Genomic DNA, 21,073 nt, shown 5'->3' on the forward strand with positions numbered 1-21,073 from the left:
ACCTCCCCGAGCCTCATACCTGCCAGCATGCTCCTGGTCAGCCACGATCGGCAGAGCTAACGAAGCACTACTAGGCCGTGTCTTTCGGATCATCCCGGGCCCGCGACTGATCCAAAAGACACGACCTGGGCGGGCGGCTCATCGACGCGGTCCTGGAACTCGCGCACCGGCACGGGCTGGAACGCGTGACGGTGCACTCCAGCGACCGGGCGGTCCCGGCCTACTCGCGGCACGGATTCGACGCGTCTCCACGCTTGTTGCAGGCCGACCTGACACCGTGAGGCCCACCTGTCGCAAACCATCTGGCGCCCCGACGCCCAGCCCGCGGCAGACCGATCTCACGCCGCCCGCGGTCCGGCCTGCGACTGCGCCCCCGCCCTACTCCCAGACCGGAACCGCCGGCAGGCCCCGCTCGGCGCGGGCACGGTCGGTCAGTTCCTGGATCAGCTCGGTCTTGGCCTGCGTGTAGTCGTCGGACGTGGCACCACCGGTGGCGAGAGACTGCTTGAGCTGCGCGTAACGCGCCGCGTCCTGCGGGTACTTGCGCAGGTGATCGCGCAGGATTCGCTGGTTGCGGGACGGCCAGCTCTCCAGGGTGACCACGTGCAGGTGGTGCGTCCGGCGGCTGTCGTCGCCGCGGACGTACAGGAGGCGGCCGGTCATGCCGTTGTGGTCCCGCCGGAAGCCCAGCCGGGCCAGTGCTTCTTCGCGGGTTTCGACGGCGGTGAGGTCCTCGGCTGCGGCCATCAGGTCGATGATGGGCTTGGCCGCCAGCCCCGGCACGGCGGTCGAACCGATGTGTTCGATCTCCGTGACGACCCCGGACAACGCCTCGCGTACGTCCGCGATAGCAGCCGCTGCCTGCTCCGGCCAGGCCGGGTCGTACGGGACTACCTCAATGATCCGCTCACTCATGCGCGTCATTGTGTCACCGGCCCACCGCCCGATTCCCGGAATTTTCAGCGGCCCTCGACCTCCTCACCGGCCTCGCGCAGCGCGGTGACCGCGGCACGGATGGACGGCCGGCGGTCGGCGTCGGCGCGCCAGATGGCGTAGACGTGCCGTCGCATCGTGTGCCGTACGGGCACCACGCTCACCCCGGCCGGCACCGGCCCACGTCCCAGGCGAGGAGCCACCGCCACCCCCAACCCCGCTTCGATCAGCGCAAGTTGGGTGTGGTGCTCCTCGACCATGTGTGAGATGCGCGGCTCGATCCCCTGGCCGCGCAGGGTGAACATCAGCCAGTCGTGGCAGAACTCGCCCTGCGGCCAGGAGATCCACTCGTCGTCGGCGAAGTCCTCCAGGACGACGGAGCTGCGCCGCGCCAGGGGGTGGTCGGCCGGCATGGCCACATCCGCCGGGTCGTCCAGGATCGGCGCCTTCGCCAGCCCCTCGGGGAGCGAGAGCGGCCGGTTGTGCCAGTCCAGGACGACACTCAGGTCGATGTCCCCGCGCACCACGCTCCGCACCGAGACGTCGGGCTCCATCTCCCACAGTCGCGCCCGGAGTTGCGGGTGCTCGACACGGAGCCGGGCCAGCGCGCCGGGGAACAGGCCGCGCGCCGCGGTGGGGAAGGCGCCGAGCCGCAGCTCACCGACGGCCTGGCCACGGTGGGCCTCCAGATCGGCCTGGGCCAGTTCGACCTGCGAGAGGATCCGGACGGCATGGTCGGCCAGCAGCCGGCCGGCGTCGGTCAGCCGTACGCCGCGCCCGTTCTTGGCCAGCAGCTGCTGTCCCGTCTCCCGCTCCAGCTTGGCGAGCTGCTGCGACACGGCGGAGGTGGTGACGTGCAGGCCCTCGGCCGCCGCGCTCACCGAACCGTGCCGGGCCACCGCACTCAGGGTCCGCAGACGATCAAGGTTCAACATATAAGCAATGCTAAGTGGTGCCTCCCATAAAATCTCGCTTGTGCTACGAAGTCGCGGCCAGCATCGTAGTCCCCATGAGCACCGCCGCCCCCTCCCCCGCCGACACGGCCGCCGTCTCTCCCCGAGCCGGCGCGCCTTCCCCTGCGTCCGGAACCGACGCCGCCCCCACCCCCGCTCCCGCCCCGGCGCCGCGCGGCGCCCAGCGCCGGGCCCCCGACTGGCGCCTGCGGTTCGGCGTCCTGTGCCTCGTCTGGGGCTTCAGCTTTCTCTTCATCAAGGTCGGCACACAGGCTTACGCGCCGCTTCAAGTCACCTTCGGGCGTCTCGCGTTCGGCTCGGCGGTGCTCGTCGCCGTCCTGGTGGCCAAGCGGGAGCGGCTGCCCCGCTCCGCACGGACCTGGGGTCACCTCGCGGTAGCCGCATTCTTCCTCAACGCCCTCCCCTTCTCCCTGTTCGCCTACGCCGAGCTGACCATCCCCTCTACGCTGGCCGGCATCTGCAACGCCAGTTCCCCGCTGTGGGGCATGGCATTGTCGCTGGTCGCCCTCTCCGAGGACCGGCCCACCCGCCGCCGCGTCGCGGGGCTCGGGCTCGGCTTCCTGGGCGTACTGACCGTGCTCGGCGCCTGGCAGGGCTTCTCCGGTACCGACCCGGCGGGTACGGCGATGGCCCTGGGCGCGTCGCTGAGCTACCCGATCGGCTGGATCTACGTCCGGCGCACGCTCGCCGGCGCCAAGGACTCCCACGTCGCCCTCTCCGGTACCCAGATGCTCCTCGCCACCGCCCAGGTCGGCGTGGTGACCGCGCTGTTCACCTCCGTCCCGGTCTCCTATCCAGTCGTCCCCCTTCTCGCGGTGATCGCGCTCGGCGCCCTGGGCACCGGCTTCGCCTTCCTGTTGCAGTACGGGCTGGTCGCGGAGGTGGGCCCGACCACCGCCCAGATGGTCACCTACTTCGTGCCGGTGATCGCCACCGCGGCGGGTGTCGCGCTGCTCGGTGAATCACTCAGCTGGAACACTCCCGTCGGCGCGTTGATCGTCCTGGCGGGCGCGGCCCTCACCCAGAGCCGTCCCCGGCGGCGTGGCCGACCGCCTCGGCCGTGATCACCCACCGTTCGTGGTCACGCCAGGCACCGTCCACGTACTGGAAGCGCGGGAAGTAGCCCGCACGCCGGAACCCGAGCCGTTCGACGAGCCTGATGGATGCGGCGTTGCCCGGCTGGATGTTGGCCTCCAGCCGGTGCAGCCCCAGTTCGGTGAAGGCATATCCGACGACGAGGCGCAGCCCTTCGGTCATATAGCCGTGCCCGGTGGTCGACGCATAGGCGGCATAGCCGAGGGTTCCGCTGTGGATACCGTCCCGGACGATGTTGTTGATATTGATGCCGCCGACGATCGCGCCACCGGCCCGCAGGCAGACCACGAAACCCTCATGGGTGGGCCGGTCGAACTTGGCGACGTAAGCACGGAAGGCCTCGGGAGTCGTCTCCCTGGCGGGAACCCACGGGCGGTGCAGTGCGGCACTCTCCCGCTCAAGGGCCGCGACCTCCTCCCGGTCCTGGAAGGAGAGGCGCCGGATGGCCACCCGCGGACCACGGACAAGAAAGCTCTGATCAGGCATCGTGCGATCGTAATCAGCATCGTTCCCCCCTCTGTCGGCCTGCCTTGGGCCTGTCCTGCCCTCCGTCTTACGGGCTGTCCTGCGGTCTGGCATGCGGTCTGTCCTGCGGTCTGGCGGCAAAGCCGCCTTGCGGTCTATCGGCCGTCTGCCTGGCCAGACGTCTTGCGGGTCTGTCCGGCGACTCCGCCCCGCGGCCTGCGGCTCGCCGCTGTGCCTTCCGGTGGCTTCAGTCGTACCGGCGTGCCTCCTTCGGTTCGACGGCGGATGCGATGGCGTCCGCCAGTGCCGGCAACTCGTCCTCCGAGAGGCCGGAGACCGTGACCCGTATGCCGGGTGGTGAGTGCATACGGAAGCGGGCTCCGGGCGCGACGGCCCAGCCCGCGTGCAACAGCCGGGCGACGGCGCCGGTTTCGTCGGGGACCGGGACCCACACGTTCATCCCGCTGCGCCCGCGCGCCGGGATTCCGCGTGCCGCCAAGGCGTCCAGCAGAGCGTTTCGGCGCCGCCCGTAGGCGTCCGCGACCGCTTTCGGGTCCACCGCTCCCGTACGCCACAGGTGCACCACCGCGTCCTGGAGCAGATGGCTCACCCAGCCCGGCCCGAGCCGCTGGCGCCCGCGCACCCGGTCCACGGTCACCGCATCGCCGGTCAGCACGGCGAGCCGCAGGTCGGGGCCGTACGCCTTGGCCGTGGAGCGGACGAGCGCCCAGTGGTCCGTGGCCCCCGCGAGCGGATGCAACGGGAGGTCGACGATGTCGTGGCCGTGGTCGTCCTCGATGAGCAGCACGTCCGGGTGGCCCGCCAGCACCGAGCGCAGCTTCTGAGAGCGCTCGGCACCGAGCACCGCGCCGGTCGGGTTCTGCGCGCGGTCCGTGACGACCAGTGCCCGCGCGCCCTCCCGCAGCGCCCGGCCCACCTGCTCGGGCAGCGGGCCGTCGTCGTCCACCGCGACCGGCACGGCCCGCAGGCCGAGTCCGGGGATGAGGTCCAGCAGGCTTCCCCAGCCCGGGTCTTCGACGGCGACCGCGTCACCCGGGCGCAGATGCGCGCCGAGCATCCGCTCTATCGCGTCCAGCGCGCCGGAGGTGACGGCGATGGAGCCGCTCGGCACCCCGTCCGCCTCGAAGGCGGCGCGGGCCAGCCGCTCCAGCTCCGTGCCGACCGCGGGAGCCCCGTACAGCGTCGGCTGCCGAGCGCTGCGCGCGGCAGCCGCGGCCAGCGCCTTTTCGAGGGCGGGCAGCAGCGCCGGATCGGGGTTGCCGTCCGACGCGACGCACACGCCGGGTGGCACGGGGCCCAGCGCCGCTTCCCGCGCCGTACTCGCCGGCCGCGGGCGCACCCGGCTGCCCCGGCGGCCGGCTGTTTCGATCACACCCCGGTCCCGCAGCGTCCGGTACGCGGACGCCACCGTATTGGGATTGACCTCCAAGTACACGGCCAACTGCCGCATGGGGGGCAGGACTTCGCCCGGTTGGAGCTCGCCCGCACCGATGGCTCGCTCGACACTGGCGGCAATCTCCGATGCGCGCCGCCCTTCGATCCGATACTCTCCTAGCACAAAACCAATTATGCACTAGTGCAATGGAGTCCGCAATGCCCCAGGCGCCCCAGGCCCCGTCCTTCGCCCGGACGGAGCGCACCGTACCGACCCGCGCCCGCGAGCGCGCCGCCTACGACCACGAGACCGTGCACGCGATCCTCGACGCGGGCTACGTATGCCACCTCGGGTTCGTCCGCGACGGCGCCCCGGTCGTCCTGCCCACGCTGTACGGCCGCGTCGGCAACCTTCTCTACCTGCACGGTTCGACCGGCTCACGCCCGCTGCGGATGGCCGGGGAGCCGGCCGACCCGGGGCTGCCCGTGTGCGTCACGGTCACCCATGTCGACGGCCTGGTCCTGGCCAGGTCAGCGTTCCACCACTCGGTCAACTACCGCAGCGTCGTCGTCCACGGCACCGCGTACCAGGTCACCGACCCGGACGAGAAGGCCGCCGCGCTCGACGCCCTGGTGGATCACGTGGTCCCGGGCCGGGCCGCCGACTCCCGGCCCGCGAACGCCAAGGAACTGGCCGCCACCGCCGTCGTCCGCCTCGACCTGGAGGAGGTCTCCGCCAAGATCCGTTCCGGCGGCCCGAACGACGATCCCGAAGACGTGGCGCTCCCCCACTGGAGCGGTGTCCTGCCGGTCTCCCCCGTGTACGGCGCCCCCGTTCCGGCCGAGGACCTCGCCCCGGGCATCGCCGCACCCGCCTACCTCGCCGCGCGCTGAGCTGAAGGGACGCCACATGCTGATCCACCCATGGGACGCACCCACCGACGACACCGAGTGGCAGGACTGGCTGGCCGGCCACGACTTCGGCCAGCTCGCCGTGAACGGCCCGGCGGGCGCCCCTCCCTTCGTCCAGCCTCTGCACTTCGCCTACGCCCCGGCCCGGCGCGAGGCCGTCACCCACCTCGCCCGCCCCAACCCGATATGGCGGGCCCTGGAGGAGGCCCCCACGGTCCTGTTGAGCGTGGTGGACGACTACGTGTTCATCCCCGGGCCGTGGCAGGCCGTGGAGGACGCCCCGCCCGAGCACGGCGTGCCCACCAGCTTCTATGCCGCCGTACAACTCACCTGCACCGCCCACGTCGTGGACGACCCGCACGAGAAAGCGGCCCTGCTGGAGCGCCAGATGGGGCATTTCCAGCCCGAGGGCGGCTCGGCGCCGGTCACCGCGGACTCCCCGCCGTACGGACGCCAGCTGCCCGGCATCCGCGGGCTGCGGCTGGAAGTGACGGACGTGCGTGCCAAGTTCAAGTACGCAGGCAAGCGGGCCGAGGCCGTCCAGCAGCGGATCTCCGCGCGCCTGGCCGAGCGGGACGCGCCCCGCGACGCCCAGGCCCGCGCCCACCAGCAGCGCAGGCTGGCGGCCGGGCGCGGCTGACGGCGCGCGGGGCGTCTGCGGGGGCGCAGAAGGGGGAGGCCGGCCGCCTCCCCCCTCGCATCCGGGTCAGCCCGCCGTCACCGGCTCCGGCGCAGCCGTACGGGCCGCCACCGCGCCCCGTGCCTCCGCGACGGCCAGGCCCGCGACGGCCACGAGCAGCACACACGTCCCCACGGCCGTGCCCACCGTCAGGTCCTCACCGAGGAAGAGCACCGCGATCACCGCCGCGGACACCGGCTCGACCAGCGAGAGCACCGATGCCGTGGCCGCGCGTACGGCCGCCAGCCCCGCGAAGTACAGGCCGTAGCCCAACGCCGTCGGCACGGCGGCGATGTAGCCCATCAACAGGAGGCTGCGGCCCAGGTCGTGCGCCTGCGGCCACAGCCCTTCCGCCGCGGCCGGCGGCAGGAGGCAGGCCGAACCGACGGCGAAAGCGCTGATGGTCGAGGCGTACGGGTCGGCGGCCTGCCCGGCGCCGCCCAGACGGCGCGTGGTCAGCGTCATCACGGCGCAGCCGACGGCGGACAGCAGCGCCATGGCGACCCCGGTGGGCCGCACCGTACCGGAATCACCACCTCCGAGAACCAGCACCGACAGCCCGCACAGGGCACCCACGACGGCCAGGACGCCCCCGGCACCGAGCCGTTCGCCCATGGTCAGCCGCGCGCCGAGCGCGATGAGTACGGGTCCGGCCCCCATGGTCACGACCGTACCGACGGCCAGTCCCGTGTCCTCGACGGCGGCGAAGTACGCGGCCTGGAAGACGGCCAGCGCGATTCCGGTGACGGCGACCCGCAGGGCGGGGCGCCACAGCGGGTCCACCGGGCGCGCGGTGGCCGACCGTACGCCGGTCGTGCTAGGGCTCATGGACGGCACACCGGCCGTACCGCGGCGCACGGACGCAACCGCGTCAGCTGTACGGCGGCGCAGCACCGCTCGTGCGGCCAGCAGCAGCAGGAAGCCGCCGAGGGTGCGCCAGAAGGTAAGTGCCAGGGGGCCCAGGCCGCTGCTGCGGTAGAGGAGGGCGGCGGCCGCGCCCGCTGTGCCCCAGGCGGTCGCGGCGATGGTCACGTACAACAGGCCCCGGCCCACGGGCAGGGCAGGGGAAGAGACACCATGCATGACTGTGCTTCTCCGGGAATTCCGGGACGGCGCCGAGCGCCGTGGAATGGTCGCGTGGTCCCGTCTGCGGGCAGCGACAACCCGTCCGGGACCTGGCCCGGACCGGTTCTCCCTCGGAGGCCGCCGCCCGCGCTAGTCGGCGGGAGGGGGCAGCACGGTCGAATGCATGATCGGCACCTTAATCGGCACGTGAACCGGCCGACAAGCCCTGTCCGGTCCCGGGAGACGACGCGCGGTCCGCCGGGCTGCCCACCACAGCCCCATCCGGGGAAAGTTCCGGGGAAAGCCCGCTCGCCGCTTCTTCCCCCACGTCCTCCACGTCCGGACGTTCCGTCTTCGGGGACGCGGACTGTGCGATGAAGGCGCCGGCCAGGACGACCACTCCGCCCACGATCTGCGGTGCGGTCAGGTGCTCACCGAGCAGCACCCAGGCCAGAACGGTCGCGATGACCGCCTCCAGGCACGCCACCACCCCCGCGACCTGCGGGGACAGCCGTCGCACGGACAGCACACCGGTCAGGTACGCCAGCACCGTGGCGACCAGCACGATCCAGCCGAGCAGCAGTACGGCGGGCACCCGGGTCCCGGCCATGTCCGCGCCGCCGGCGAGCACCGGCCAGTCCATCTCCCAGGGCCGCGCGACCACGGTCAGCAGGACCGCGCCGATCAGCAGCCCGTACGCGATCACGCCCAGCGGGTCCGCCGCGTCCTCGCCGTCGCTGCCGTGATCGGAGAGCACGAAATAGCCGACCTGGCAGCAGGCGGCGCCGAGAGCCAGCGCGAGACCGACCGGATCGAAACTCAGCCCCGACCACACCTCGACCACACAGGCCAGACCGCCCACCGCCAGGACGACGCCGACGGCGGCGGCCCGGGTGACCGGCTTGCGCTGCACGAACCGGACCCAGCCGAGCACCAGCGCGGGCGCGAGGTATTCGATGAGCAGCGCGACGCCGACGGGGATGCGGGACAGCGCGGCGAAGTAGCAAGCCTGCACCCCGGCGACCGCGAGCAGGCCGAAGCCCACGAGGAGGGCGGGGCGGCGCAACAGCAGCCGCCGGTGCCGCCAGGCGACGGGCAGCATCACCAGCGCGGCGCCCGCGACGCGCAGCCAGGTGACGTGCAGCGGTTCGAGGCCCGCCGAGATGAGGGGCTTGGCGGCGACGCCGGAACCGCCGAAGGCGAAGGCGGATATCAGCGCCAGAACGAGCCCGACATTCCGGCCTCGCGCGATGCCGCCGCCGGCAGCCCGTCCGCCCGGCTCTCCGGTTGTCGGCCCGCTCTGCTCCCGGGCCACCGACCCACCTGACTCTCCGGCGGCCGACCCGCCCGGTCCCCCGGCCGCCGGCCCTCCCGTTCCTCCGGACCACCCCGGCTTCCCGGACAGGGCTGCCGCCGCCGACGTTCCCGGAACTCCGGGTTCCCCCGGGCCGCCACCCGCCCCTGAGGCCGCCTGGGCAGCCGTACTCCCCGTACTCCCCGTACTCCCCGTACTCCCCGTCGACACGCGCATCGGCACATCATGGCAGCAGCCGTCAGCAGCGTCACCCCTGTTGGGCCTGTCAGCCCTGGCCGGGGCGGTCCCCCTCCAGCCGGGCGGCGAGCTGTCCGGTGTCGACGGCGGCCCGGCGCAGCACCTCGACGGCGCGCGACTCGGGGTCGTCCACGAGGGCCGCGAGCAGGTCGAGACAGGTGGCGTGGGTCGCGTACCGGGCGTGCGCGCGGTCGAGTGCGCCGTCCAGGGCGGCGGCCGCGGCGGGTGACCAGCCCGGCACCGCTCCCTCGGTCACCACCGGTACCGCACCGGAGTCCTCAACGGTGCCGTGCCACTGGAGTCCGTACCCGATGCTGCGCTGGACGAGGTAGCCGAGCAGCCGGGCGACCTGCGGCCCGCCGTCGAACGCGGCCCGTACCGACGGGTCCGACTCCAGGAGCCCGTGCAGCAGATGAGCGGTGTCCACCTGGCGGTCGCCGTCGCGCGTGGCACGCCTGCGGGCGGCGGAGACCACCGACGCCAGCTCGACGGTGAGCTGCGCTTCGAGGTCCTCGTAGGGAGACCCTCCTCCGCCGTTGTACCCAGTACGGTTTTGCACAGTCCCCACCCCACCAGCCACGGACGCCCGGAACATCCCCGGCGGGAAGCATTTGCGCATCCACCCGTGGTTGGGTACCGCTTCGCGCAATCTCCTCCTTGCGGAGGAGGGCCGACACGTCGATCCGGCCGCCCGCGGCGCCTCCGGCCGGTCAACCGTGACGCAGGGGCCGCGACCGGAACGCTTCCGGTCGCGGCCCCTGGCAGGCTCACCCGTCATCGTCACGCCTCACCCGCGCGCGGCCGACGGCGAGCGGATCACTCATCCTCGGCGAGGATCAGGTACAGCTCCTTGCGGGCCTTGTTGACCACCGCGATGGCCTTCTCCCGCTGCTCGGGCGTGCCGGTGGCCCACACCTGGCGGAACGCCTCGATCAGGCCGCCGCCCGCCTTGCGGATCTCGTTCATCGCCTCCCAGTCGACGCCGCGGCCGGCCTCTTCCCAGGGGGCGTCGGCGACGTTCTCCGTCTCGGTACGTCCGGCCTCGGTGAGCGAGAAGAGCTTCTTGCCGCCCTCGCTCGCGCTGCTGATCAGCCCCTCGTCCTCCAGGAGCTGGAGGGTGGGGTACACCGAGCCGGGGCTCGGCTTCCAGGCGCCGCCGCTGCGCTCGGCGATCTCCTGGATCATCTCGTAACCGTGCATCGGCCGGTCCTTCAGCAGGGCCAGGATCGAGGCGCGCACATCGCCGCGCCGCGCCCGGCCGCGCGGCCCGCCGCCGCGGCCCCGGCCACCGAACGGCGGCCCGCCGAAGGGGGGCCCGAACGGCCCGAACGCGGCGCGCCGCCCCTCGAACCGCCCCTCGTAGTCACCGCGGCCGCCACGCCGGCCGTGTCCGTGGTGTTCGTGATGTTCATGTCCATGGGAACGCATGAGGGCGCTCCTTCCTTGTCGTCGTTACCTTCTTTGATCACTCACGACATCACTCTGATCGTTCGCGATGCTTCAACGATATATCGGAACTGTTCGGATGGCAACGCCCGAGGTCGACGCCCATCTACGCCCTGCCTCCGTCTGCCCGGCCCCGTCTCGAACGATCGGTTCCGGTTCGCGCCTGGCCTCCGGCGATGTCGTCACACGCGATCACGTCACAGACCCGGAGCCCATGACCGCACGGCCTTGATCTTCAGGAGAGCGGCTCCATAGATCCACCCAAGGACCCGCCGCGAAAACCATTGGCCGGGCCACTGCGGCCCCTGCTACTTTTCCGACGGCCGTGCGAGAGAACGAGGAGGTGGTACCCGTGAACGCAGTATCGACATGGGTGCTCCCCTCCGGGGTCACGGTCGGGCGATAGGTCGTCCGGGAGCGCCGCTCCGAGCACTCCCGGAAGGCACGACCATGCACTTCACTTCCGCTCAGCGCCGCGACGACGGCGTCCTCGAACGCGAATTCACCCTCGGCGAGATCCCCGGCACCCTGTGGACACCTGAGTCCGCCACGCCGGCCCCGCTGATCCTGATGGCCCACAACAACGGCCTGCCCAAGCGGGAACCCCGGCTCGTGGCCCGGGCCCGCACCACCGCGGCGTACGGCTACGCGGTGGCCGCCATCGACGCCGCCGCGTGCGGCGACCGGCCCCGTTCCGCCGCCGACGAGCGGACCCGCGCCGACTTCCGCCGGGCGATGCAGGCCGGCGAGGCAGTCGACGAGGTCTTCGAGTCCTTCATCGGCCCGCTGGTCGAAAAGGCGGCCCCGGACTGGCGGACCACCCTGGACGCCCTCCTGGCGCTGCCCGAGACCGGCGGCCCGGTCGGCTACTCGGGGTGGACCGCCGTCGGCATTCGCCTCGCGGCGATCGAGCCGCGCATCGCCGCCGCCGGTTTCTTCGCCGGGGGTTACGTGCCCCGCGCCCAGCGCGAGGAGGCCCGGCGGATCACCATTCCGCTGCTGATGCTGTTGCAGTGGGACGACGAAGGGAACCCGCGGCAACGGGCCCTGGACCTGTTCGACGCCTTCGGCAGCAGGGAGAAGACGCTGCACGCCAATATGGGCGGGCACACCGGTACCCCGTGGTTCGAGTTGGACGACGGGAACCGGTTCTTCGACCGCCACCTGAGGTGAGACCGAGCCGTCAGGCCGGCGGCGGACGGTAGGCACCGTCGGCCAAGTCGCCGCTCATCGAGGACAGGCCCCGGCCTCCTCGGTGAGCGGTGGACAACTCATAGACAACCGCCCTGATCGCGGCGATACCGGCCATCGGCGGTACCGCCCGGGCGGGGCAGCGCACAGCCGCCCGCGGCTCCTCCGTTCACCGACAGCTCTTCGAACTGCCTGCGCCGGCGCCGCAGACGCTCTCACGAGTGGGGCGGCCGGCCTCAGGTGTGTGGCAGCATCCGGAATGGCGACAATGGGCGCCATGACAGAAATGCGTGAATGGTCGTACGGCGGCACGGAGCTGGCTTGGCCCCAGGACCGGCTCGGTCGTCGAGCGGCCGGTCCCGGGCACGTGGTGTCCGAGCTCGTACCGAGCGGCTACGAGGCGTACGTACGCATCTTTCACCGTTTCGAGGCTACGGACGGGTCTGGCCGCACCATCACATGGCAGGCGCGCGCCAAGGATTCGGCCGTCCCGTTTCATGCTGAACTGTCGCACTGGTGGCTGCGGAGCGAAGGCCGCAATCTCGGACACTCGCTGTGGCAGGTCCAGGACGGGGCCCTCGACGACAGCAGCCGGCGGGCACTGGCTCGCGTGCTGGCCGGAGTAACCGACGACCAGGACGTCTACTTCGTCTACGATCTCGCCGCCCTCCTCTGGGGCGAGGAAACACCGCTCGTTCGTCGCGCTCCTCTGGCCGATCTGGAAACCGTGCGAGAAGCCGTGAGGGACGTAGTGGGGGACAGCGGCCCCGAGTTCTGGTGGCCGCAGGATCGCAGCTGGGTGGTCACCACCGATTACGACCTGCTGTCCACTTACGTCGGTTGCTCGGCCGAGACCGCTGAGCTGCTCCTGGATGACGACGAGCTCGAAACCATCCCGGTCACCCCGCACACCCGCGTCGACTGGGAGACCGACCGGCCGCAGCACCCGTGACCATACCGAAACCGGCACCGGCACCGGCACCGGCACCGGCACCGGCACCGGCACCGAAAATGCTGGTCACCGCGCGGTTGACGAGGAAGCCCGCTGCTCCGGGTTCCGAAAACCGCTTCCTGCGGTGGACGGACGGCCGCTAGCCTCCCCGGCAAGCGTCCCCGAGGAGCCGAATATGCCCGGTCACACCGGCACGCGTTGACATCACCGGTCGTCCCGACCTGCTGTCGTACCCGACCCGTCCTCGCGTGCCGCCTCCGGTCTGCGGCACAGCACACCTTCCCGCGCCCGCCACTCACCGCGTCTCTGGTGCCGCGGGCGCGCTCCTCGACTCAAGGGGTTCCTGTGCCGTCCCACTTCCGCCCGCTCTCCGGCCTGTGCCGGGACGGTGATTTCCGCAGGCTCTGGGCAGGTCAGGCCGCTTCGCAGTTCGGGGAGCGCACTACTCAGGTGGTGCTGCCGCTCATCGCCGTGCTCGCACTCGACGCCGACGCCACCAGGCTCGGCGTTCTGCGTGCGGTGGAGCAGGCGCCGGTCCTGCTGTTCTCGCTCTTCGTCGGCGCCTGGGTGGACCGTCGGCGGACCCGCAACGTCATGATGGCGGCGGACCTGGGCCGGGCCGTGGCTCTGGCCGTCGTTCTCGGCTCGTATCTGTTCGGTGCCCTCGGACTTCCGACGCTGATCGCCGCCGCCTTTCTCGTCGGCAGCCTCGGTGTCGTCTTCGACGTGGCGTATCAGACGTCTCTCGTACGGCTGGTGCGGCGCGGACAACTGGCTCAGGCCAACAGCGTGTTGGAGGGCAGCCGGTCCGCGGCACAGACAGGTGGGCCGGCACTCGGCGGGGCTCTGGCGTCGCTCCTGTCGGCGCCGGTGGCCGCCGGGGCCGGCGCGTTCCTCTTCGTACTGTCGTTCCTGTCGATCCGCCGTATCCGCCGACACGAGCCGCTGTCCGGCCGTGTCGAGGAAGGCCGCAAGGGGGAAGGGCGCATCGATGAAGGCCCCACTGAGGAAGGCTCCGCCGAGGAACCCGCCCGTATCCGGCACCGGATCCGCGCGGGCCTGCGCCTCGTCGCCGGTCACCCCACGTTGCGGGCCGTCTGCCTGGCCTCAGCCGCCTTCCAGTTCTTCTTCTCGGCCGTAATGACCGTCTACCTGCTGTTCCTGCCACGCGGACTGCATCTGTCGGCCACGGCCGTCGGCCTGGCACTCGCCGCGATGGGGCCGGGGGCGGTCGTCGGGTCGCTGCTGTCCGCGAGACTGCCGGGGAAGTACGGCCACGGCCTCGTCCTGGTCACCGCGGCCGTGCTCGCCGACGCCGTACTGCTCGGTGTGCCGGCGCTGTACGGTTCCACCGCCGGCACGGTGTTCGCGCTCGCGGGCGTCAACTTCGTCTTCGGCGCCTGTAGTCAGCTGGTCAACGTCACCGTCATGGCGGTACGGCAGGCCGTCACCCCCGTGCCCCTGCAGGGCCGGGTCGTCGCCACCGTCAATTGCGTCGGTATGGGACTGGCCCCGCTCGGTTCGCTCCTCGGTGGACGGCTGGCCGGCCAGTGGGGATTGCGTACCGCTCTGCTGGTGACCGTCATCGGGCTTTCGCTGTCCCCGTTGTGCATGGCCCTTTCCCCGTTGGCGCGCCTGGGAAAGAGCCTTGCGAAGGAACCGACACCACCACCCGCTGACGCCTCGCCCGCGTAGTAGGAAGTCGCGCCGACGGCTCAGGGCTCCTGGCCCAAGTACCCCGCGAGGGTGCTGCGGCTGCGCCGGAGGTCGTCGATGCGCTCGTCCGTGGCCTCCAGCGCCCGGCTCAGGATGGCCTGGACGTCCACGCACATCTCGAACTCCGGCTGCTCGCCCCGGGCACACGGCAGCACGGCGCGGATCACCTCGGTGGTCAGGCCCGCTTCCAGCAGGGCACGTACCTGGCGGACGGTGAGCACCGCATCGTCGTCGTAGTAGCGGTAGCCGTTCGGGCCGCGCCGCGCTTCCAGCAGGCCCTGCTCCTCGTAGTACCGCAGCAGTCGCGGGCTTACTCCGGTACGCCGGGACAACTCCCCGATCAGCATGTGCCCTGTCCCATCCGAGGTTGACCTTCCCATTGATGTGAGGCCTTAACGTCGCACCCAGGGGAGATCATTCCGCGGCCCGTTCCCCCGGTCCGGACCGCCGCCGTTCCCCTTCGTGTTTCCGTACCGCTGGAGTGATGACATGGCCTTTTCCGTCGTACAACGCAACGGCCGGACCGCGACCGCCGAGGACCTGGCGCCGCTCGCCTTCGCGGGCTACGCGCACTTCACCGCCATGCAGGTGCGCGGCGGCCGGGTCCGGGGCCTCGACCTCCACCTGGAGCGGCTGCGGTTCGCCTCGGTGGAGATGTTCGGCCGGGCGGTGCCGGACGACCGGGTCCGGGCACACCTGCGGACGGCCCTGGAGGCCGGGCCGGACGATCTGTCGTTGCAGGCCTTCGTGTACGCGCCCGTGGGCGAATTCGCCGCGTCCGATGACGGTGCGCAGCTCGACGTGCTGGTACGTACGGGCCCGGCCGCGTCCGGCCCGGAGGGGCCGCTGGCGCTCACCACCGTCGAGCACGAGCGCGCCCTGCCGGCCGTGAAGCACGTCGGCGAGGTCGCCAAGACGTACTTCCGGCGCCAGGCGGCCGACCAGGGCTTCGACGATGCCGCGTTCGTCGACCGCCGTGGCCGGTTCAGCGAAGCGACGATCTGGAACCTGGCCTTCTGGGACGGCACCTCGGTGGTGTGGCCCGCGGCCGACATGCTCGTCGGCACCACGATGGGCATCGTCCGGCGGCAACTGGACCGGCTCGGCCTCCCCCAGCGCGTCCGGGAGGTCACGCCCGCCGACCTGCCCACGCTGGCCGGTGCCGTGGTCATGAACTCCTGGACGCCCGGCGTGGCCGTCCACCGGATCGGCTCCGTGTCCGTACCGGAAGCACCGGCCTTCCTGGAGCTGCTGCACCGGGCGTACGAGGCCGAACCGCTCACCGCGCCCTGAGAAGGACCGTGCGCCGGCCGGTCACGGAGGCGGGGAGGGGATGGAAGGAATGGAGCTGGGCGCGATCCGGGCGCCCAGCCTCTTCCCCCTGAAACCAGTCCACTGACCCACGATTGGCCTTGGGGCGCGCCGATGTGGCCCTCTTAAGCTGCGAGCCATGAGGATTCGCATCGTTGACGCCTTCGCCGACCGTCCCTTCGGCGGCAACCCCGCAGGAGTCGTCCTGCTCGACGCCGGCTGTTTCCCCGACACCACCTGGCTCCAGCAGGTCGCCGCCGAGGTCAACCTCTCCGAGACCGCCTTCGCCCACCCGCTGCCCGCGGGCGGGGACGCCGACTGGGGACTGCGCTGGCTCACCCCGGCCGCCGAGGTGAACCTGTGCGGGCATGCCACTTTGGCCACCGCGCACGTCCTGCACACCACCGGGACCGCCACCGGAACGGTCCGCTTCGCCACCCGCAGCGGGGTACTGACCACGACGGCCGACGCGAGCGGCGCCATCACCATGGACTTCCCGACGGCCCGGCTGACCCCGGTCGAGGTGCCGCCCGCCGTGGCCGAGGCGCTGGGCACGGAGATCCGCGGCGCGTACGACACCGGGGAGCACCTCGGCGACCTGCTCGTCGAGCTGGCCGACGAGAAGTCCGTACGGGCACTGGAACCGGACCTGAAGGCGCTCGCCTCGCCCGGTGGCCGCGGTGTGATCGCCACCGCCGCGGCCGACGCGGCCGACAGCGGCTACGACTTCGTCAGCCGCGGCTTCTTCCCCGCCGTCGGCATCGACGAGGACCCGGTCACGGGCAGTGCCCACACCGCCCTCGCACCGTTCTGGTCGGCCCGTCTCGGCCGCGACGAACTCACCGGCCGCCAGGGCCCGGCCCACCGCACCGGCCTCGTACGGACCAGGCTGCGCGGCGACCGTACCCTGCTCACCGGCACGGCCGTCACCGTCATCGACGGCGAACTGCTCACCGCTCCCTGAGGAAGACCGGCCGCACCGTCGAGCCTCAGCCCTTGGTCAGGGTGCTGCCGAGGAGGGCGAGCAGGCGGTCCCAGTGGCGCTGGAGTGCGGACGGGTCGAAGGCAGACGTGTCGGACATGGTGAAGCCGTGGATGGTGCCGGGGTAGGTCTCGATGGTGTGGCCGACACCTGCGGCATCCAGGGCCTGCTGGAGTTCGCCGAGGGCCTCCGGCGTCAGGTCGCCTTCCGCCAGGCCGAGATGGACCTGGGCGGTGAGCTGGTGGACGAGGCGGTGCGGGCTGTCGGGCGCGTCGGTGACCAGCGCGCCGGGGTGGAAACCGGCGACGGCGGCCACCTGTTCGGGGTGGGCCGTCGCGGTGCGCATCGCCAGGGCGGCGCCCAGGCAGTAGCCGGTCGCGGCGACCGGTCCGGCGCCGACCTCGGGCTGGGCGGTGAGGAAGCCGAGGTAGGCGTCGGCGTCGCGCAGGACCCGGTCGGTGGTGTGCGCCTCCACCAGGGGCATCACCTTGGCGAAGACCGCGGGCCGGTCGTCTTCCCCGATGTGCTCGGGAAGGTCGACCACCGGCGCCGGCCCGTGCCGGTAGTAGAGGTTGGGTACGAGCACGTAGTACCCGTGCCCGGCCAGTTCGCGGGCCATCTCCCTCAGTACGGGCCGCGGGCCGAAGGCGTCCGGGTACATCAGCACCCCCGGGTGCCGCCCGCCGCCGTCGGGGAAAGCGGCGAAAGCGTCGGCCTGGCCGTCGGCGGTGGGTATCTGCAGTGTCTTGGTGGGCAAGAGCGTCCTTCCTCGGAGATCACTCGGCCGGCGTTGGACGCACCAACGATCCCGGCGCGAGCGAACGTACATCGTTAGTCGGACTAACGCAATGGTTAGGATGGGCGCCATGATCGGAGCCGAGGCCACGGATCTGCCCGACGACGGCGCGCGCAGGACGCCCGACAGACTGCGCCGCCGGGCGAGCCGGCTGCTGTCGCAGCTGTCCGCACGGTCGGACCGGCTGGTGAACGAGGGGCTGGCCCGGATCGACGCCCGCAAGTGGCACTACGCCGTGCTGGCCTCACTGCAGGATTACGGGCCGGGCAGCCAGGCCGAGCTGAGCGGACGCACCGGCATCTACTGCAGCGACATGGTCGGCGTGCTCAACGAACTGGTGGAGCGTGAGTTCGTCGAGCGGGCGCCGGACCCCGGCGACCGGCGCCGCAACCTGATCACGATCTCCGCCCGGGGCCGCCGTCACCTGCACCGCCTCGACGAGGTCCTGGACAACCTCCACGACGTCCTGCTCGCGCCGCTGAGTCCGGCCGAACGCGACCAGCTGGTGCAGTTGCTCACCCGCTTGCTGGACCACCACACACGGACGCGCTGACGCGCCCCCTCCGGCAGCCCACCGGCGTAGCCGGCCCCCGCCCGTCACAGCGTGGGCAGCCACCCCACCTTCCCCGCGAGCAGCGCGTACCCGAGGAAGGCCACGATGTCGATCAGCGCGTGCGCGGCGACCAGCGGGCCGACGCGTCCCCAGCGCCGGTACAGCAGGACGAAGATCACGCCCATGACCATGTTCCCGACGAGGCCGCCGATGCCCTGGTACAGGTGGTACGAGCCGCGCAGCACCGCGCTCGCCGCCAGCGCCGCCAACGGGGTCCACCCCAGCTGTCCCAGCCGCCGCAGCAGGTAACCGACGACGATCACCTCCTCGACCACGGCGTTCTGCACGGCCGAGGCGACGAGTACCGGCACCTTCCACCACACACCGGGCAACGACTCCGGCACCACCGTCAGATTGAAGCCGGCCGCCTGCGCACCGAGGTACAGCAGCAGTCCGCTGCCGCCGATGACCGCCGCCACGCAGACGCCGCGCCCCAGGTCGAATCCGGGCCTGCGCCGGTCGAGACCGACCGCCCGCAGGCCGCCGGCCCGCTCGCGCAGCAGCAGGTGCGCCACCAGGGCCACGGGAACGAGCGCGGTGGCGATGCCGAACAGCTGCCAGGCGAGGTCGAGCCAGGGGCGGCCCGGCGCGTGCGAGGAGTTCAGCGTGGCGGCCTGGTCCCTGAGCCCGCCGGGTTTGGTCAGCGAGCCGATGAAGCTGATGAGCGCGGACACGCCGCTCGCGCCGAGCGAGAGGGCGAGGACGAGCAGCGTCTCGTTGCGCAGCAGCCGCCGCGGAAGCCCGCCGTCCGCGCCGTCGCTCTGCCCTCCGCCCGGCTCCTGCCGCCCCCGGCCCGGGGATCCCGCACCGGCCACGGGACTCGCGTCCGACTGCACAGCTGCCTCCAGTTCCGCACTACCGCGCCTTCGTCTCACCGCACCGGCGCGGTTCCACACCACCGCGCTGTCGCGCCGTCGCAATGCCGCGATATCCGCGATGCCGTGATGGCGCGCCGGAACGTCATAGCTTGCCCGACGCCGGCCGCGGCGGACGGCACGGGGCTTCGCCCCGGCCCGGCGGCCCCGACGACTTCCGGCAGCAGACCGGAACACAGCGGGGCATACGGGGTGGAACGGTACGCACGGGAACGGCATCCGACCGGTGGCCTCACGTCTCGGGGACCAGGCCTTCAGCGGCGGCCGGCCTCACACGCGTCGTGGACCGCACCCACCCCTCAGCAGCGGCCGGCCCCGTACGCCATGCCCCTGAGCTGCGGCCAGGACGCGTACCGCCTCACGCCCCTCAGCTGCGGCCAGGACGCGTACCGCCTCACGCCCCTCAGCTGCGACCAGGGCACGTACGGCCGCACGCCCCCACCCTCAGCCCCGCCCCGCGGCCACCGGCGCGATGGACCATTCGACGGGCCAGGCGTGCACCGGCTCGCCCGAGTGCATCAGCTCGCTGTAGCGCTGTGTCATCGCGGCCAGCGCCGCGTCCCGGTCCAGGCCGCGGCCGAGCGCGTGGTGGTACGCGGCGGCCTGCCAGGACGCCCCGTTGACACGGCGCCGGCAGCGGGCCTCGATCACGCCGAGGTAGTGGTCCCGGTCGGCCGGTTCGACGCCCCAGGCGTCCAGGCCGGCCGCGGCCATCGGCAGCAGCTCCTGGCGTACCAGGCGTACGGCGGGGGTCTCGGCGAGGCCCCCGGACCGGCCGCGGGGCCACTTCAGTACGGCGTCGATGCCCCGGCGGCACGCGGTGTCGAAGTTCTCGGCCGCGGCGGCGAACGGCAGGCGGGTCCACACCGGCCGTTGCTCCTCGGCCAGCGTCCGCACCAGCCCGTAGTAGAAGGCGGTGTTGGCGATGACGTCGGTGACGGTGGGGCCGGCGGGCAGCACCCGGTTCTCGACCCTGAGATGCGGGACGCCGTCGGCCACCCCGTACACCGGGCGGTTCCAGCGGTAGACGGTGCCGTTGTGCAGCACCAGCTCCGCCAGGCTCGGGATGCCGCCCTCGTCCAGCACGGCCAGCGGCTCCTCGTCCGAGTGGATCGGCAGCAGCGGCGGGAAGAACCGCAGGTTCTCCTCGAACAGGTCGTACGGGGCGTCGATCCAGCGTTCGCCGAACCAGGTGCGCGGACGCACCCCTTGGGCCCGCAACTCCGGCGGGCGCACGTCGGTGGCCTGCTGGAACACCGGCGGGCGGGATTCGCGCCACAGCTCGCGGCCGAAGACGAACGGCGAGTTGGCGCCGACCGCGATCTGTACGGCGGCGATGGCCTGGGCCGCGTTCCAGACCGCGGGGAAACGGTTCGGGGTGACCTGGAGGTGCAGCTGCACCGAGGTGCACGCGGCCTCGGGCGCGATGGAGGCCGAGGTGGAGACCAGCCGCTCCACGCCCTCCAGTTCGATCTGGAAGTCCTCGCCGCGCGCGGCCCGCATCTGGTCGTTGAGCAGGACGTAACGGTCGATCTCCGAAAGGTTGGCGGCGACCAGGTCCTCGGCGGCCAGGGTCGGCAGAATACCGATCATCACGATGCGGGCGGCCACTTCCGCCGCCTTGCGGTCGGCATAGGCGAGGCCCGTGCGCAGTTCCTCGGCGAGTTGGTCGAGGACCCGTCCGGACAACCGGTGCGGCAGAATATTGACTTCCAGGTTGCACTGGGCCAGTTCGGTCTGGAAATCCCGGCTCGCGATGCGCTCCAGGACCTGCGAGTTCATCATCCTCGGCAGCCCGTCCGGCCCGGCGAGATTCAATTCGATCTCCAGCCCCATCAGGTTCTTGGGGCGGTCGAAGCGCTTCTCGTCCAAGAGCCTCCGCAATCCCGCCAGACACTCCCGCAGCTTTCTTCGATAGCGTTGCCGGTCGGTGAGGTCGATCCCGCCCGCCGCAACCTTCTCCCCCATCGAAGCGTCCCTCCTCGTGACGACGGGCCCGGCCCGGCGGGCCGCCCGGGGCCTGCCGGTGCGGCCCGGGCCCGCCGGTCCCCCGGCGGCCCCAGGGTTCGCGCTACGGTCGATGATGCCCGGCAATCCGATCGATAACGCCTCGGACATGCG

General features: G+C 71.9%; 22 protein-coding genes. 10 read left to right on the forward strand and 12 right to left on the reverse strand.

Annotated features, from left to right (window positions below; translation table 11 throughout):
• Positions 1–125: 125 nt before the first annotated feature.
• Positions 126–281, forward strand: coding sequence for a GNAT family N-acetyltransferase (locus ACH4FX_RS41690; RefSeq protein ID WP_398487053.1), 156 nt, complete (start codon positions 126–128; stop codon positions 279–281).
• Between the two features lie 97 nt (positions 282–378).
• Here the strand turns inward: ACH4FX_RS41690 and ACH4FX_RS41695 are convergent, their stop codons facing one another.
• The gene (locus ACH4FX_RS41695) at positions 379–915 is read right to left on the reverse strand and encodes a GrpB family protein (protein WP_398487011.1); all 537 of its coding nucleotides are present in this window, start codon (positions 913–915) and stop codon (positions 379–381) included.
• Between the two features lie 44 nt (positions 916–959).
• Positions 960–1,868, reverse strand: a complete 909-nt coding sequence (locus ACH4FX_RS41700; RefSeq protein ID WP_398487012.1) for a LysR family transcriptional regulator — start codon at positions 1,866–1,868, stop codon at positions 960–962.
• A 74-nt stretch (positions 1,869–1,942) separates the two neighbouring features.
• Between ACH4FX_RS41700 and ACH4FX_RS41705 the strand changes: the two genes are divergently transcribed.
• On the forward strand, positions 1,943–2,971 hold the full coding sequence (locus ACH4FX_RS41705) for a DMT family transporter (RefSeq protein ID WP_398487014.1): 1,029 nt from the start codon (positions 1,943–1,945) through the stop codon (positions 2,969–2,971).
• On the opposite strand, the gene ACH4FX_RS41710 is transcribed toward ACH4FX_RS41705, so the two are convergent.
• Together ACH4FX_RS41710 and ACH4FX_RS41715 are read right to left on the reverse strand one after the other, a co-directional pair.
• Entirely contained in the window at positions 2,925–3,488 is a 564-nt protein-coding gene (locus ACH4FX_RS41710) for a GNAT family N-acetyltransferase (RefSeq protein WP_398487016.1), read from the reverse strand. The two genes, ACH4FX_RS41705 and ACH4FX_RS41710, sit on opposite strands and share 47 nt — an antisense overlap.
• A 226-nt stretch (positions 3,489–3,714) precedes the next feature.
• Entirely contained in the window at positions 3,715–5,046 is a 1,332-nt protein-coding gene (locus ACH4FX_RS41715) for an aminotransferase class I/II-fold pyridoxal phosphate-dependent enzyme (protein WP_398487017.1), read from the reverse strand.
• 35 nt (positions 5,047–5,081) lie between these two features.
• Between ACH4FX_RS41715 and ACH4FX_RS41720 the strand changes: the two genes are divergently transcribed.
• Together ACH4FX_RS41720 and ACH4FX_RS41725 are read left to right on the forward strand one after the other, a co-directional pair.
• On the forward strand, positions 5,082–5,756 hold the full coding sequence (locus ACH4FX_RS41720) for a pyridoxamine 5'-phosphate oxidase family protein (RefSeq protein ID WP_398487019.1): 675 nt from the start codon (positions 5,082–5,084) through the stop codon (positions 5,754–5,756).
• Between the two features lie 16 nt (positions 5,757–5,772).
• Positions 5,773–6,414, forward strand: coding sequence for an FMN-binding negative transcriptional regulator (locus ACH4FX_RS41725; RefSeq protein ID WP_398487020.1), 642 nt, complete (start codon positions 5,773–5,775; stop codon positions 6,412–6,414).
• A 66-nt stretch (positions 6,415–6,480) separates the two neighbouring features.
• Here ACH4FX_RS41725 and ACH4FX_RS41730 read toward each other — a convergent pair whose 3' ends face one another.
• The 4 genes from ACH4FX_RS41730 to ACH4FX_RS41745 all read right to left on the reverse strand — a co-directional run bounded on the left by ACH4FX_RS41730 (position 6,481) and on the right by ACH4FX_RS41745 (position 10,498).
• Complete coding sequence (locus tag ACH4FX_RS41730) at positions 6,481–7,536, reverse strand: DMT family transporter (protein ID WP_398487021.1); 1,056 nt, start codon at positions 7,534–7,536, stop codon at positions 6,481–6,483.
• 178 nt (positions 7,537–7,714) lie between these two features.
• Complete coding sequence (locus ACH4FX_RS41735) at positions 7,715–8,770, reverse strand: EamA family transporter (protein ID WP_398487055.1); 1,056 nt, start codon at positions 8,768–8,770, stop codon at positions 7,715–7,717.
• 328 nt (positions 8,771–9,098) lie between these two features.
• On the reverse strand, positions 9,099–9,629 hold the full coding sequence (locus tag ACH4FX_RS41740) for a Clp protease N-terminal domain-containing protein (RefSeq protein ID WP_398487023.1): 531 nt from the start codon (positions 9,627–9,629) through the stop codon (positions 9,099–9,101).
• Positions 9,630–9,886: 257 nt separating this feature from the next.
• Positions 9,887–10,498, reverse strand: coding sequence for a PadR family transcriptional regulator (locus ACH4FX_RS41745; protein WP_398487024.1), 612 nt, complete (start codon positions 10,496–10,498; stop codon positions 9,887–9,889).
• A gap of 468 nt (positions 10,499–10,966) precedes the next feature.
• On the opposite strand from ACH4FX_RS41745, the gene ACH4FX_RS41750 reads away from it, so the two are divergent.
• From ACH4FX_RS41750 to ACH4FX_RS41760, 3 genes are all read left to right on the forward strand, one after another.
• Positions 10,967–11,689, forward strand: coding sequence for a dienelactone hydrolase family protein (locus tag ACH4FX_RS41750; protein ID WP_398487026.1), 723 nt, complete (start codon positions 10,967–10,969; stop codon positions 11,687–11,689).
• Positions 11,690–11,984: 295 nt separating this feature from the next.
• Positions 11,985–12,659: a hypothetical protein gene (locus ACH4FX_RS41755; RefSeq protein ID WP_398487028.1), complete on the forward strand. Its 675-nt coding sequence runs from the start codon at positions 11,985–11,987 to the stop codon at positions 12,657–12,659.
• Between the two features lie 345 nt (positions 12,660–13,004).
• Positions 13,005–14,354 (forward strand): MFS transporter, encoded by a 1,350-nt coding sequence (locus ACH4FX_RS41760; RefSeq protein WP_398487030.1) that lies wholly within the window; start codon positions 13,005–13,007, stop codon positions 14,352–14,354.
• Between the two features lie 20 nt (positions 14,355–14,374).
• On the opposite strand, the gene ACH4FX_RS41765 is transcribed toward ACH4FX_RS41760, so the two are convergent.
• Positions 14,375–14,722, reverse strand: a complete 348-nt coding sequence (locus ACH4FX_RS41765) for a MerR family transcriptional regulator (RefSeq protein ID WP_398487032.1) — start codon at positions 14,720–14,722, stop codon at positions 14,375–14,377.
• A gap of 142 nt (positions 14,723–14,864) precedes the next feature.
• On the opposite strand from ACH4FX_RS41765, the gene ACH4FX_RS41770 reads away from it, so the two are divergent.
• Both ACH4FX_RS41770 and ACH4FX_RS41775 read left to right on the forward strand, forming a co-directional pair.
• Entirely contained in the window at positions 14,865–15,668 is an 804-nt protein-coding gene (locus tag ACH4FX_RS41770) for an aminotransferase class IV family protein (protein WP_398487033.1), read from the forward strand.
• Between the two features lie 157 nt (positions 15,669–15,825).
• Positions 15,826–16,650 carry a PhzF family phenazine biosynthesis protein gene (locus ACH4FX_RS41775; protein ID WP_398487034.1) on the forward strand — a complete coding sequence of 275 codons (825 nt, stop codon included), beginning with the start codon at positions 15,826–15,828 and terminating at the stop codon, positions 16,648–16,650.
• A 25-nt stretch (positions 16,651–16,675) separates the two neighbouring features.
• On the opposite strand, the gene ACH4FX_RS41780 is transcribed toward ACH4FX_RS41775, so the two are convergent.
• Complete coding sequence (locus ACH4FX_RS41780; protein ID WP_398487036.1) at positions 16,676–17,425, reverse strand: dienelactone hydrolase family protein; 750 nt, start codon at positions 17,423–17,425, stop codon at positions 16,676–16,678.
• A 109-nt stretch (positions 17,426–17,534) separates the two neighbouring features.
• Between ACH4FX_RS41780 and ACH4FX_RS41785 the strand changes: the two genes are divergently transcribed.
• The gene (locus ACH4FX_RS41785; RefSeq protein WP_398487038.1) at positions 17,535–18,017 is read left to right on the forward strand and encodes a MarR family winged helix-turn-helix transcriptional regulator; all 483 of its coding nucleotides are present in this window, start codon (positions 17,535–17,537) and stop codon (positions 18,015–18,017) included.
• Between the two features lie 44 nt (positions 18,018–18,061).
• Here the strand turns inward: ACH4FX_RS41785 and ACH4FX_RS41790 are convergent, their stop codons facing one another.
• Positions 18,062–18,913, reverse strand: coding sequence for a CPBP family intramembrane glutamic endopeptidase (locus ACH4FX_RS41790; protein ID WP_398487040.1), 852 nt, complete (start codon positions 18,911–18,913; stop codon positions 18,062–18,064).
• Positions 18,914–19,396: 483 nt separating this feature from the next.
• Positions 19,397–20,920 (reverse strand): glutamate--cysteine ligase, encoded by a 1,524-nt coding sequence (locus ACH4FX_RS41795; protein ID WP_398487041.1) that lies wholly within the window; start codon positions 20,918–20,920, stop codon positions 19,397–19,399.
• Positions 20,921–21,073 lie beyond the last annotated feature (153 nt).

This window comes from Streptomyces sp. NPDC018019 (assembly GCF_044327805.1).
Classification (GTDB): domain Bacteria; phylum Actinomycetota; class Actinomycetes; order Streptomycetales; family Streptomycetaceae; genus Streptomyces.